This window comes from Mycobacterium sp. NTMscope_MAC_269 (assembly GCF_976985695.1).
Genome location: NZ_OZ335668.1, coordinates 2,879,176 through 2,891,501, shown reverse-complemented (window position 1 = coordinate 2,891,501; position 12,326 = coordinate 2,879,176). Strand labels below are relative to the sequence as shown.

Sequence of the window (12,326 nt, the reverse complement as noted above, 5' to 3'; positions counted from 1 at the left end):
CGGAGGCGCCTTATCAGTCCGGCGGCGCGCCGGTCATGGAGGCGATGTAATAGACCTCGCGGCCGGTGGGATAGCCGCCCCCACCGGTGGCGATGTGGACGTGGTCGTAGTGGTCGGCGGTCTCTGAGCCGAGGTCCGCCATCCAGTTGCCCCCACCGACGCCCGGGTAGATCTTCTGCCGCCAGATGACGTGGTTGATGCCCCACCGCTTCGCGTTCGCCAGCGCATACCCGGCGATCTGATTGCCGAGTTCGATGCCGTCAGGAGTGTGGAAGTTCGGGATCATCACGTCGATCGCCAACCCGTGGGGATGCCACGGCAGCGGGTCCTCGCGATATCCGTAGATCGTCTTGATCTGGGGGAAAAGCACGCCGATGACGCGGGCCGCCCAAATGGTCTTGACCTGTAGCCGATCCTCGGACGCCACGCCGCGGGGCAACGCGAGCTGGAATTGCTGGCCGGCGGACGGGGCGGGTGGTGCCAGCGCGGTGAGTGCCTCCACCTCGGCGGGGCTGGCGGTGTGCGGCGGGGTGACGGGTGACGGAGCCGCCGCGGCGCCGGTGGTGGGGCTGGGGGTCGCCGCGGGCGTCTCGACGCAGCAGCGCGGCTTGGTGCCCTGGGCGTGGATCATGGCGGCCGAGACGACGAGCGACGCCGCGATGGCCAGCCATCGGCCGGCGCCCTTGGTGAACACTTTCACGCCCACGGCCAGCAGCTTAATGGCGCCTGTGACGCGTGTGGCGGTGTTTTCACAACACCGGCCCCGTGGCCAGGTTTCCGTAGCGGCCGACGGCGCCGCCACGTGTCTTTCAACCACATGCGACCGTCTCGGCGACGGCAGAAGTGGGTAAACAACGCACGTATCTGGTTCGGGATCGAGTCACCGGTTGAAAGGCGGCATCACATGGTTCGTCACGAGGGAGGCCGCTGGGACGTTGGAGTCAAGGACGCCGCGGTCTATGTCGAGCGCATCTCCGACAGCGACGAGCGCGTCTTCGAGGATTCGTTAACCGCTGAGGAGGCCCGGGACGTAGCCGGGCTGTTGACGAAGTACGCGGACAAACTCGACGAGGCACGGGACGCCGATAAGGCGAAGGAGACCGACGAGAGCGAGACCGAGCGGTCCGACGAGCAGAGCAAGTCGGACGAGGATCAGGAGTCCGACACGGACGAGGCGTCCGACGAGGCAGAGAATTCCGGCAACTGACTTAGCCGCTGCACGCTGGGTAACGCGTTAACGTTGTTGCACAGCGCAATAACTCGTTATAGAAGTCAGCCTCGCCGGCCGGCCCGATCGGCGAATGCGTCGAGCGCGGCGAGCACTTCAGGAGAACGCCACACCCGGTTGCGGGGCCCGCTTGTTGTCCCCACGAGGATTCCCGCCTCGGCGAGCGGGTTGAGATAGCGGTGAGCGTTAGTGGATTCGATGCCGAGCTCCTGAGCCAGTATTGCGGCGTTAACGACCGGGCGGCGGGTCAACAGATCGGCGACCTTCCACACCGTCGAATCGGACCGCGCGGTGATTACGTCAGTCCAGCGTTCCCTGATACCGCGAATCTCCGCGACCAGTTGACGTCCGTTCCCGATGGCCAGGACACTGGCCAGCGAGAAGCGTTCGGTAATCGGCGCGGCGTCGCCGTCACGGTAGGCGGTGAGCGCGGCGAAGTACGAATCGGTATCGGCCAGCAGCCCTGCCGAGATCGGCACCGTCACCTGGTGGGTCAGACGTTTGTTGCGCAGCATGGCTTGCACCAATGCCCGACCCGTGCGTCCGTTTCCGTCGGTAAACGGATGAATGGTCTCGAACTGAGCGTGGGCCACTGCGATCTGCGGCAGCGCGAGAACATCGGCGCGCCGCGCGAAGGTGAGCAGGTCATCGATGGCGCCGGGGATTAGCTCGTGGCGTGGGCCGACGAATGTCGCGCCGATGGGAGTGGACCCACCGCCGATCCATACCGGCTCGGTGCGGAATTCGCCGGGGGTATGGCGTGGCTCGCTCGCCGTCAGCGCACGGTGCATCGTCAGGATCGCGTCGGTGTCAACGGTGTCGGACAGGGAGATCGCTGCTTGCATCGCGACGGTATTGGCGACGATCATTTCGGCGTTGCGCTTCGCCTTGCCGCCGGGCAGCTCGGCCTCGGCGATAGCTCGCGATGATGCGGTCAGGTTTTCGATTTGCGAGCTGGCCGCGGATTCCGACCGCATCAACACGGCAGCAAATGGTGCGATTTCGCCTCCCAGCTCGGCGTCGAAACGCGTGATCTCGCGGCTGGCGGATTCGGCTTCCGCCAATGCGGACGGCGGCAAGTCCAGGACCAGGTCGGCAATCTTGGCCGGCACGGCGGGGTGGTAGGTGCCGTACTTCGGCCGCGTTGCGCTCGCGTACCGCGCCCCTTGTGGTTCCCAACGGACGCGGTCGTGGGCGACGGGGCGAAGTGAAGTCATGGATCCCAGTTAACGTCACTTACACAATTAAGTGAAGTTAATATTGCTCGTTGGCTTCACTTAGCGTGCGCGGCCGTCAATCCCGGTCCGGTTGAAACGCCTGGTAAAAGGGGTGCCCCCGGCAGGATTCATCGACCGGTGTTCGCCGGGCGTCCGATTGGTCGGCCCCGAGGTGTTTCGTGCAGTGCCCGCATTGCGGCGGTGAGCATCGCCACGAGCGGCGGGCGATGGGCAGCCAAAACGGTCTTGGCCGGCTGTCATCGCGGGCCTGGTCATCGCGGGCCTGGTTGTTGCCGCACGTACGAGATCCCGCGGGACCGGAAACGCCCGTGGTGACCCGGTGGCGGTGGTGGTCGCTGCGGCGGCGCCTGGCCGACCTCAGGGCGCGGATCGCGGCGTTGGAAGCCGGGCGGCCGCCGATCGTCACGTGGAAGCCGGATCTGGCGGCGCGCGGGCGGCCCCGGTTGCAGGGATGCAACACTCGGTCACACTAGATTGGAGTACATAGCGCAGCGATGAATGGAGCCACAGGTGGTTCGACGCCGTTGACCAGCGCATTTTCGCGAGGAGGCTTGCCGTCGTTCAGCTCGCCCCCGGCGGTGGAGGTTGTCGTCGGTGTTGAGTTCCTTCCCTTGCCAGGTCTGGGACCGATCAAGCTTGTCGGACTCCACGGGCTGTGGGCTGACCGGTTCCCGAAACTACTTGAACAGCCGGCATTGCCACCCACAGCACCACCGGCAAGTGGGGCGCAGGGTTTTTTTCAGTTCCAGATCAGCCTCGGGGCGCCGGCTTTGCGTCTCTGGATGCTCAACGAGAGCGAAGATGAGCTCCTTCAAGTTCAAAACGACCGGTTGGTGCTCAACTGGCGCCGAACGCTCGGCGACGACCGCACATATCCCCGATACGATTACTTGCGTGACATCTACCAGCGCGTTTACGCAGATTTTCACGAGCAAGTAGCACGTTTGAACGTCGGCACTTTTCGCCCCCACACGGCCGTTGTGAGTTATATGAACAGGTTCGAGCTCGGAGCGGATGAACAGCTCAAAGACGTCATCGCGCCACTCAATCAATCTTGGAATCTGCTCAGCAACGCGACGCCGGAAATTACTATGAACGTACCTGTCACGTCCGGCGACAGCCCCGATGCGCTGAGCGGCCAACTGACGGCCAAGGCGTCGATCGACCAAATGGATCGGAAATATGGGTACCTGGAAGTTATTACGCGCATCGGCGTGAGTGAGCCCGGCGGCGATGTGGTTGCCTGTCTTGACCTGGCACATTGGTCTTGCGTAAACGGTTTTGACCGCCTCACAACCGAAAAAATGCACAAAAGATGGGGGAAAGAATGACGGCAACCCTCGAACCATATGTTCGCGACCCGGCCACCCGGCGCTGGGTCAAACAAGCATGGCAGCCCGACGTTCCTCCCACTCGCGACGAACTGCTCACATACGCGCAGACGCGAATCGCCGCGCTCACTGCGGCGGATGCACCCCGTCAGGCCCTTGGATGGCAGCCCGTCCACGGCGTGGTCGCGAGCTTCGCTATGGCCCTGCTCAACACCGTGGTTGATGGAGATGACCGAGCTACACCACAGGTCGCGCCAACACCAGACGGTGGCCTCGATATCCAATGGCTGGTATCTGGCGATTCCCTAGAAATCACAGTCGATCTCGATGACGGAATTTCTATTGTCGGACGATATGACAACGGCGAGTACGCTTTTGAGCCTGTCGACTGGACGTTTGATGGAGATGTCAAACTGTTGTATGAAGCGGCGCTTTCAGCCGGACGCTTCCTTGAGAAGATCAGCACAGGGATCCAGCGCCGTGTTCCGATCCGGTGAAGGCGGATGACCCCTCCATTGACGGGGCCGAACAGCTGTACTGGCGCGCACCGGAGCTCCCGCTAGACAACTGGACGGTTTTCGACGAAGGCCGAGAGAGCCACAGAGTTCGAGGCGGGGCCTTCGTCTGGAATGAAGACGGGGTGTCCTGCTACATGCACAGCATCCTCACCGAGCTCGGATTGGATTTTCACGCGATCAAAGATGAACCACAAAACGGCATCCTGTCCGTCCTAGCCCAAAACGTCCGGGAATCTGAATTGGGCGTGGCGGCCGATCCGAACCCTGACTACATCTCAGCCGACCAACTGCAGCCGCGCGACCGAGCTCACGCCCTGATCGTTCACGGCGATGACGTCGGAAAGAAAAAGCGCAAAAGACTTACCTCGACGCTTGCACAAACTGCGCGGATCGTGCATTGGGGCGAAGCCGGCAGTGAGCCGAGGTGATGGGACGACGGTTGAGTCTCTTCGCCCAAGCCGAGGTGGGCTAGCAGCCGGTCACACCGACCCCGGTTGGTCGAAACCCCAGTTGTCGCATCGCGACACGGAAATCGTCCGGCGGCAGGGAGACTAGGCGAGGCCCTGCGCTGCGGTCGTTGGCCCGCCACGCATTAACGGCGGCGTCCAATCCTGGTGAGTTGGTCAATTGTGTTGCTTCCCTTCGGTGTTGGTGATTGGTCAGTGGAATAGGCTCACGATGAAGCCGACAAGCATGCAGCCGCCGAACAATGCGCCAATGACGACCAGCGTTGCCTGGTTCTCCGACATCCGGCCAAGCCAGTTCGCGGTCGGCGACGCAGGTGCCCCTTTTGTGCGTCGCACGTGGCCGCTTTCGTCGACGCTCACCGTGGTGCGCTTCTCGCCGCCGTCGATCGCCAAGATGATCCACACCGGCAGCCATAGACCTAACAAGAGAACGGTTACCAGCAGGTGCAAAACGTGATTGACCGGCTTGCCCGTGGCCACGACGGCCGACGTCGGCATGCGTGCCTCGACGCGGCCGCCGCGTGCCACCGCCGCCATTAACTCCTGGTCGAGCGCGCTGGCACGCTCTGATTCGGACAGCATTTACGTCACCTCCGGTAGGCCATGGAAAGCGGCTCACGGTAACAACCGTCGCCTGTGGTGCGGGCGTGAATTGGTCGCGCTCATACAGATGCCACAGAAAATGCCCCGCCGGGGTCCGGCGGGGCGCTATTCCTGGCTGGTTAAGCCGGGCTACACGTTGGGCGGTGAGGCCGGCGGTGTCCCGGCGGCACACATCTGCTGTAGGAACCAGCGGTACATGACCGCGCCCATCGGGTTTTGCATGTCGAGCCGCGGGTCGGCCGGTTTGAGCTGCCCATTGCACTGCACGTAGCCCGGCGGCGGCGCAGGGTCTGCGTGTGCGGTTGGGCGTCCCATCCACACCGCGGCGACCGCCGTAGCGGTGATCAGCGCGGCCCTCACCGGGCGTCCCAGATGAGCGCGGCGGTGACGGCCGCGGCGATGAGGCCGCATACCAGGAGGAACGGGGCGTAGTTGAACACCGCGCCCCACGACGCCGGCACCGGATCCTCCTGGCCGGGATCGTCGTCGGCCCACGCCAGCGAAGGGGTGGGCATCCTGCGCCTGGGTCGGAAGCATGTCGGTGGGATTCGCCGCGGCCCCAACCGTGGTGCCCGCTGCGTGGTTGTCGGTCATCGCTTCCCGCCCAGGTATTGGCCGAGGAGGATTGCGCCCCACAGCATCGCGCTGAACGCGCCCGCGAGAAGGCCGTCGGCTACCCCAACCTCGGCGGCGCCGAAGTATGTCACGGCGAGGGTCACTGCGACCGCGGCGGCAACACGTTCCAGCCAACTGCGGTTACTCATCGGGCGCCGCCCAGGGCGGACACCCTGCCGGGTGGCGCTGCTTGGTGGCGAGGATCGCCCGCTGGTAGTCGGCCCGGGCGGCGTCCAGTTCCCGCACGACGAACGCCCACGCCTCGGCGGCGTCGGCGGATTGCGTGGTGTCGTCGATCCAGTCCGCTGGCGTGGAGGCGTCAATGTGCCCGGTGAACGTGACGTCGCCGTCTGGGCCGACGCGGCGGCGGATGACGCCGGTGACGTGCGGCAGGTTCAGCGCGGCTGTGTCGTGGACGATGAAACGGTCACCGCGGAGGTGCAGGTCTGCGACGGCTGGCACGGTTGGGCGGTCGATGTGGGCGGTGTTGACGTCGTGGGTGTTGACTGGCTGGAGGGGCATTGTTGTGGCTCCTGTGTGTCGCGGTTGGGGTGATCCGCGAGCAAACTGGAGCGGCGTGGCCGAATAACAGCCGGACAACAGTGCGGTCGTCTGCTAGGGTCAAAAACCGTTCCTGACCTGCATAAACACTGGTGCCCCCGGCAGGATTCGAACCTGCGGCCTTCTGCTCCGGAGGCAGACGCTCTATCCCCTGAGCTACGGGGGCGCGACAACTTTGTTGGTGCACCATTGGGCTCCGACAGACTAGCGCATCGAGGCGGCCGCGCTGGCACCGCAATGGATTCGAGGCCCGGGCACCCGAGCCAATAGGATGGACGCTCGTGACCCCCGCTGACCTCGCCGAGCTGCTCAAAAACACCGCCGCCGCGGTGCTGGCCGAGCGCGGGCTGGACGCTGCCATGCTGCCGGCGACGGTGACGGTGGAGCGGCCCCGCAATCCCGAGCACGGCGATTACGCCAGCAACCTGGCGATGCAGCTGGGCAAAAAGGTGGGCGCCAACCCCCGCGAGCTGGCCGGATGGCTCGCCGAGGCGCTCACGGAGGCCGACGGCATCGTGTCTGCGGAGGTGGCCGGACCGGGCTTCATCAACCTGCGCCTCGAGGCGTCGGCGCAGGCGGTCGTCGTCAACAACGTCATCGACGCCGGTGCTCGCTACGGCCACTCCGACGCGCTGGGCGGCCAGCACGTCAACCTGGAATTCGTCTCGGCCAACCCGACCGGACCGATTCACATCGGCGGAACCCGCTGGGCCGCGGTCGGCGACGCGTTGGGCCGGTTGCTGTCCACCCAGGGCGCCGACGTGGTGCGCGAATACTATTTCAACGACCACGGCGCCCAAATCGACCGCTTCGCCAGCTCGCTGATCGCCGCCGCCAAGGGCGAACCCACTCCGGAAGACGGCTACGCCGGCGCCTACATCAACGACATCGCCGCCCAGATCCTGCAGAAGGCGCCCGACGCGCTGAGCCTGCCCGGCCCCGAGATGCACGAGACCTTCCGCGCCATCGGCGTCGACCTGATGTTCACCCACATCAAGGAGTCGTTGCACGAATTCGGGACCGACTTCGACGTCTACACGCACGAAGACGCGATGCACACCAGCGGCCGGGTCGACGAGGCCCTCGCGAAACTGCGTGAGTCCGGCAACATCTACGAGAAGGACGGCGCAACATGGTTGCGCGCCAGCGCGTTTGGTGACGACAAGGATCGCGTCGTGATCAAAAGCGACGGGAAGCCGGCCTATATCGCCGGTGACATCGCCTACTACCTGGACAAGCGGCACCGCGGCTTCGACCTGTGCATCTACATGCTCGGCGCCGACCACCACGGGTACATCGCCCGCCTCAAGGCCGTGGCCGCCGCCCTCGGCGACAACCCGGCCACCGTCGAGGTGCTCATCGGCCAGATGGTCAACCTGGTCCGCGACGGCCAGCCGGTCCGGATGAGCAAACGCGCCGGAACCGTGCTCACGCTCGACGACCTGGTCGAGGCGATCGGGGTCGACGCCGCGCGCTACAGCCTGATCCGGTCCTCGGTGGACACCCCGATCGACATCGATCTGGCGCTGTGGTCGTCGGCGTCCAACGAAAACCCGGTCTATTACGTCCAATACGCGCACGCCCGGCTCTCGGCGCTGGCCCGCAATGCCGCCGAACTCGGCCTGAGCCCCGATACCGGCAACGTCGGGCTGCTCAGCCATGACAAGGAGGGGGCGCTGTTGCGCACCCTCGGCGAATTCCCCCGGGTGCTCACGACGGCGTCGTCGCTGCGCGAACCGCACCGGATCTGCCGCTACCTGGAAGACCTCGCGGGCGATTACCACCGGTTCTACGACTCCTGCCGGGTGCTGCCGCAGGGCGACGAGGAACCCACCGATTTGCACACCGCGCGCCTGGCGCTGTGCCAGGCGACCCGCCAGGTGATCGCCAACGGCTTGGCGATCCTCGGCGTCACCGCCCCGGAGCGAATGTGAACGTTCATCCCGCCGGTCCCCGGCACGCCGAAGAGACCCGCCACGCCGAAAGCCCACCACGGCCGCAATCGGCCGAGGAGTTGCTGCTGCTGGCGCCAAACGTGTGGCCTCGCAACACCGCTCGCGACGAAGCCGGTGTCGCCAGCATCGCGGGCGTTGCGGTGACCGACCTGGCCCAGGAGTATGGGACCCCGCTGTTCGTCGTCGACGAGGACGACTTCCGCTCCCGCTGCCGGGAGATCGCGTCGGCGTTCGGAGGCGGCAAGAACGTGCACTACGCCGCGAAAGCCTTCCTGTGCAGTGAGATCTCCCGCTGGATCGACGAGGAAGGTCTGTCGCTCGACGTGTGCACCGGCGGCGAGCTGGCCGTTGCGCTGCACGCCAACTTCCCGCCGGAGCGGATCACCTTCCACGGCAACAACAAGTCGATCGCCGAGTTGACCGCGGCGGTCAAAGCCGGTGTCGGCCATGTTGTTTTGGACTCGATGACCGAGATCGAGCGGCTGAACACCATTGCCGGCGAGGCCGGCATCGTCCAGGACGTCTTCGTCCGTCTCACCGTCGGTGTGGAGGCGCACACCCACGAGTTCATCTCGACCGCACACGAGGATCAGAAGTTCGGACTGTCGGTGGCCAGCGGCGCGGCGTTGGCCGCCGTGGGCCGGGTGTTGGAAACCGAACACCTGCGGGTGGTCGGTCTGCACAGCCACATCGGGTCGCAGATCTTCGACGTGGCCGGCTTCGAACTCGCCGCCCGCCGTGTCCTCGGCTTGCTGCACGAGGTCGTCGAGCAGTTCGGTGTCGAGAAGGCCGCGCAGATCTCTACCGTGGATCTCGGTGGCGGACTTGGTATCTCGTATCTGGCCGCCGACGATCCGCCGCCGATGGACGAATTGGCCGCCAAGCTGAGCGCGATCGTGAAGAACGAGTCGGAGGCCGTCGGGTTGCCGACACCGCGGCTGGTGGTCGAGCCCGGCCGCGCCATCGCCGGACCCGGCACCATCACCCTCTACGAGGTGGGCACCGTCAAGGACGTGGACGTCAGCGCTACGGCTCACCGGCGCTATGTCAGCGTCGACGGCGGCATGAGCGATAACATCCGCACCGCGCTCTACGACGCCCAATACGACGCCCGGTTGGTTTCGCGGCTCAGCGATGCGCCCGCGGAGTTGGCGCGCGTCGTCGGAAAGCATTGCGAGAGCGGCGATATCGTCGTGCGCGATACGTGGGTCCCCGGCGACCTGCACCCCGGCGACCTGATCGGCGTGGCCGCCACCGGTGCCTACTGCTATTCGTTGTCGAGTCGTTACAACATGATCTGCCGTCCCGCCGTCGTCGCGGTGCGCGACGGGCGCGCGCGCCTGCTCCTGCGCCGCGAGACGGTCGACGATCTACTGAGTCTGGAAGTGAGGTGAACGGTGCCCCGTGACGAAAAGCCGGTCGGTGTAGCCGTACTCGGGTTGGGCAACGTCGGCAGCGAAGTTGTCCGAATCATCGAGGACAGCGCCGATGACCTCGCGGCTCGCGTGGGCGCGCCCCTGGTGCTGCGCGGCGTCGGAGTGCGCCGCGTCGCCGACGACCGCGGCGTCTCCGCCGAGCTGCTCACCGACGACATCGAAGCTCTCGCCGCGCGCGACGACGTCGATATCGTCGTGGAGTTGATGGGGCCGGTCGAGCCGTCCCGCAAGGCCATCCTGTGCGCCCTCGAGCATGGCAAATCGGTCGTCACAGCGAATAAGGCGCTGCTGTCCATCTCCACCGGAGAGTTGGCGCAGGCGGCCGAAAGCGCGCATGTCGACTTGTATTTCGAGGCGGCGGTCGCGGGTGCCATCCCCGTCATCCGGCCGCTCACCCAGTCGCTGGCGGGGGACACGGTGTTGCGGGTCGCCGGCATCGTCAACGGCACCACCAACTACATCTTGTCCGCGATGGACAGCACTGGCGCCGACTACGACACCGCGCTGGCCGAAGCCAGCGCGCTGGGCTACGCGGAGGCCGACCCCACCGCCGACGTCGAGGGCTACGACGCCGCGGCCAAGGCGGCGATCCTGGCGTCCATCGCCTTCCACACCCGGGTGACCGCCGACGACGTCTATCGCGAAGGCATCACCAAAGTCACCCCGGCCGACTTCGAGTCCGCCCGAGCCCTGGGCTGCACCATCAAGCTGCTGTCCATCTGCGAGCGCATCTCGGGTGACGATGGCCAGGAACGGGTTTCGGCCCGCGTCTATCCCGCGCTGGTGCCGCTGTCGCATCCGCTGGCCACGGTCAACGGCGCGTTCAATGCGGTGGTGGTCGAGGCGAAGGCCTCCGGAAGGCTGATGTTCTACGGCCAGGGCGCCGGCGGGGCGCCGACCGCGTCTGCCGTGGCCGGTGACCTGGTGATGGCTGCGCGCAACCGGGTGCTCGGCAGCCGCGGGCCGAAGGAATCCAAGTACGCCCAACTCCCCGTGGCCCCAATGGGTTTGATCTCCACGCGCTACTACGTCAGCATGAACGTGGCGGATAAACCCGGCGTGTTGTCCTCGGTGGCAGCCGAATTCGCCAAGCGCGAGGTGAGCATCGCCGAGGTGCGGCAGGAGGGCGTCGCGGACGAGGACGGACGACGGGTGGGGGCCCGGATCGTCGTCGTCACCCACCGCGCCACCGACGCCGCGCTGTCCGAAACCGTCGACGCGCTCGCCGATCTCGATGCCGTGCAGAGCGTGACAAGCGTGCTGCGACTGGAAGGGACCACCCTATGAGCGCACCGCGCACCGCCGTCCATCAGCCGTGGCCCGGCCTCATCGAGGCCTACCGGGACCGGTTGCCGGTGGGCGACGACTGGACCCCGGTCACCCTGCTCGAGGGCGGCACCCCGCTGATCCCGGCGGCCCGCCTGTCGGAAAAGACCGGCTGCAGAGTTCATCTCAAGGTCGAGGGCCTCAATCCCACCGGCTCCTTCAAAGACCGGGGCATGACGATGGCGGTCACCGACGCGGTGGCACGCGGCCAGCAGGCCGTATTGTGCGCCTCGACCGGCAACACCTCGGCGTCGGCCGCGGCGTATGCCGCGCGCGCCGGGATCACCTGCGCGGTGCTGATCCCGCAGGGCAAGATTGCGATGGGCAAGCTCGCGCAGGCGGTGATGCACGGCGCCAAGATCATCCAGATCGACGGCAACTTCGACGACTGCCTGGAACTGGCTCGCAAGATGGCCGCCGACTTTCCGACGATCTCGTTGGTCAACTCGGTCAACCCGGTGCGCATCGAAGGCCAGAAAACGGCCGCCTTCGAGATCGTCGACGCACTCGGCGTCGCGCCCGACGTGCACGCCCTTCCGGTCGGCAACGCGGGCAACATCACCGCGTATTGGAAGGGATACACCGAATATCACCACGAGGGCCTGATCGACAAGCTGCCCCGCATGCTGGGCACCCAGGCGGCCGGCGCCGCACCCCTGGTGAACGGAGCGCCGGTCAAGAACCCCGAAACGATTGCGACCGCGATCCGCATCGGCGCGCCCGCGTCGTGGACGGCCGCGGTCGACGCGCAGCAGCAATCCAACGGCCGCTTCCTGGCGGCCACCGACGAGGAGATCCTGGCCGCCTACCACTTGGTGGCCGAGTCCGAGGGTGTCTTCGTCGAACCCGCGTCGGCGGCCAGCGTCGCGGGTCTGCTCAAGGCCGTCGACGACGGCTGGGTGGCCCGTGGGTCGACGGTCGTGTGCACGGTGACGGGCAACGGCCTCAAGGATCCCGATACGGCGCTACGGGATATGCCGACCGTGACCGCGCTGCCGGTTGATCCGGTCCTGGTGGTCGAAAAGCTGGGGCTGGCCTAGTGGCGATC

Annotated in this window: 16 protein-coding genes and 1 tRNA gene; 9 read left to right on the top strand and 8 right to left on the bottom strand. The window is 66.0% G+C overall.

The window, feature by feature from the left end:
- Positions 1–13 precede the first annotated feature (13 nt).
- Complete coding sequence (locus ACZ50Z_RS13400) at positions 14–706, bottom strand: glycoside hydrolase (protein WP_464483990.1); 693 nt, start codon at positions 704–706, stop codon at positions 14–16.
- Between the two features lie 198 nt (positions 707–904).
- On the opposite strand from ACZ50Z_RS13400, the gene ACZ50Z_RS13395 reads away from it, so the two are divergent.
- Positions 905–1,207 carry a hypothetical protein gene (locus tag ACZ50Z_RS13395; protein ID WP_464483989.1) on the top strand — a complete coding sequence of 101 codons (303 nt, stop codon included), beginning with the start codon at positions 905–907 and terminating at the stop codon, positions 1,205–1,207.
- 65 nt (positions 1,208–1,272) lie between these two features.
- Here the strand turns inward: ACZ50Z_RS13395 and ACZ50Z_RS13390 are convergent, their stop codons facing one another.
- A complete protein-coding gene (locus tag ACZ50Z_RS13390; protein ID WP_464483988.1) occupies positions 1,273–2,292 on the bottom strand; it encodes a Fic family protein in 1,020 nt (339 codons plus the stop codon).
- A 332-nt stretch (positions 2,293–2,624) separates the two neighbouring features.
- On the opposite strand from ACZ50Z_RS13390, the gene ACZ50Z_RS13385 reads away from it, so the two are divergent.
- The 4 genes from ACZ50Z_RS13385 to ACZ50Z_RS13370 all read left to right on the top strand — a co-directional run bounded on the left by ACZ50Z_RS13385 (position 2,625) and on the right by ACZ50Z_RS13370 (position 4,743).
- Positions 2,625–2,939 carry a hypothetical protein gene (locus ACZ50Z_RS13385; protein ID WP_464483987.1) on the top strand — a complete coding sequence of 105 codons (315 nt, stop codon included), beginning with the start codon at positions 2,625–2,627 and terminating at the stop codon, positions 2,937–2,939.
- 78 nt (positions 2,940–3,017) lie between these two features.
- On the top strand, positions 3,018–3,797 hold the full coding sequence (locus tag ACZ50Z_RS13380) for a TIGR04255 family protein (protein ID WP_464483986.1): 780 nt from the start codon (positions 3,018–3,020) through the stop codon (positions 3,795–3,797).
- Positions 3,794–4,294: a hypothetical protein gene (locus tag ACZ50Z_RS13375; protein ID WP_464483985.1), complete on the top strand. Its 501-nt coding sequence runs from the start codon at positions 3,794–3,796 to the stop codon at positions 4,292–4,294. The genes ACZ50Z_RS13380 and ACZ50Z_RS13375 overlap by 4 nt, the downstream gene beginning before the upstream one ends.
- Positions 4,291–4,743 (top strand): hypothetical protein, encoded by a 453-nt coding sequence (locus ACZ50Z_RS13370; RefSeq protein WP_464483984.1) that lies wholly within the window; start codon positions 4,291–4,293, stop codon positions 4,741–4,743. Before ACZ50Z_RS13375 ends, ACZ50Z_RS13370 begins: the two co-directional genes overlap by 4 nt.
- Before the next feature lie 231 nt (positions 4,744–4,974).
- On the opposite strand, the gene ACZ50Z_RS13365 is transcribed toward ACZ50Z_RS13370, so the two are convergent.
- The 6 genes from ACZ50Z_RS13365 to ACZ50Z_RS13340 all read right to left on the bottom strand — a co-directional run bounded on the left by ACZ50Z_RS13365 (position 4,975) and on the right by ACZ50Z_RS13340 (position 6,727).
- Complete coding sequence (locus tag ACZ50Z_RS13365) at positions 4,975–5,364, bottom strand: hypothetical protein (RefSeq protein ID WP_464483983.1); 390 nt, start codon at positions 5,362–5,364, stop codon at positions 4,975–4,977.
- A 150-nt stretch (positions 5,365–5,514) separates the two neighbouring features.
- Positions 5,515–5,745 carry a hypothetical protein gene (locus ACZ50Z_RS13360; protein ID WP_464483982.1) on the bottom strand — a complete coding sequence of 77 codons (231 nt, stop codon included), beginning with the start codon at positions 5,743–5,745 and terminating at the stop codon, positions 5,515–5,517.
- The gene (locus tag ACZ50Z_RS13355; protein WP_464483981.1) at positions 5,742–5,900 is read right to left on the bottom strand and encodes a hypothetical protein; all 159 of its coding nucleotides are present in this window, start codon (positions 5,898–5,900) and stop codon (positions 5,742–5,744) included. Before ACZ50Z_RS13355 ends, ACZ50Z_RS13360 begins: the two co-directional genes overlap by 4 nt.
- Before the next feature lie 75 nt (positions 5,901–5,975).
- Positions 5,976–6,149: a hypothetical protein gene (locus ACZ50Z_RS13350; RefSeq protein ID WP_464483980.1), complete on the bottom strand. Its 174-nt coding sequence runs from the start codon at positions 6,147–6,149 to the stop codon at positions 5,976–5,978.
- Positions 6,142–6,522 carry a hypothetical protein gene (locus ACZ50Z_RS13345; RefSeq protein WP_464483979.1) on the bottom strand — a complete coding sequence of 127 codons (381 nt, stop codon included), beginning with the start codon at positions 6,520–6,522 and terminating at the stop codon, positions 6,142–6,144. Before ACZ50Z_RS13345 ends, ACZ50Z_RS13350 begins: the two co-directional genes overlap by 8 nt.
- 129 nt (positions 6,523–6,651) lie before the next feature.
- A tRNA-Arg gene (locus ACZ50Z_RS13340) sits at positions 6,652–6,727 on the bottom strand.
- Between the two features lie 115 nt (positions 6,728–6,842).
- Here ACZ50Z_RS13340 and argS point away from each other — a divergent pair.
- From argS to thrC, 4 genes are read left to right on the top strand one after another with little or no spacing between them, the layout of a single operon-like run.
- On the top strand, positions 6,843–8,495 hold the full coding sequence (gene argS, locus ACZ50Z_RS13335) for an arginine--tRNA ligase (RefSeq protein WP_464483978.1): 1,653 nt from the start codon (positions 6,843–6,845) through the stop codon (positions 8,493–8,495).
- Positions 8,492–9,910, top strand: coding sequence for a diaminopimelate decarboxylase (gene lysA, locus ACZ50Z_RS13330; protein WP_464483977.1), 1,419 nt, complete (start codon positions 8,492–8,494; stop codon positions 9,908–9,910). The genes argS and lysA overlap by 4 nt, the downstream gene beginning before the upstream one ends.
- A gap of 3 nt (positions 9,911–9,913) precedes the next feature.
- Entirely contained in the window at positions 9,914–11,239 is a 1,326-nt protein-coding gene (locus ACZ50Z_RS13325; RefSeq protein WP_464483976.1) for a homoserine dehydrogenase, read from the top strand.
- Complete coding sequence (gene thrC / locus ACZ50Z_RS13320) at positions 11,236–12,318, top strand: threonine synthase (RefSeq protein WP_464483975.1); 1,083 nt, start codon at positions 11,236–11,238, stop codon at positions 12,316–12,318. The genes ACZ50Z_RS13325 and thrC overlap by 4 nt, the downstream gene beginning before the upstream one ends.
- Positions 12,319–12,326 lie beyond the last annotated feature (8 nt).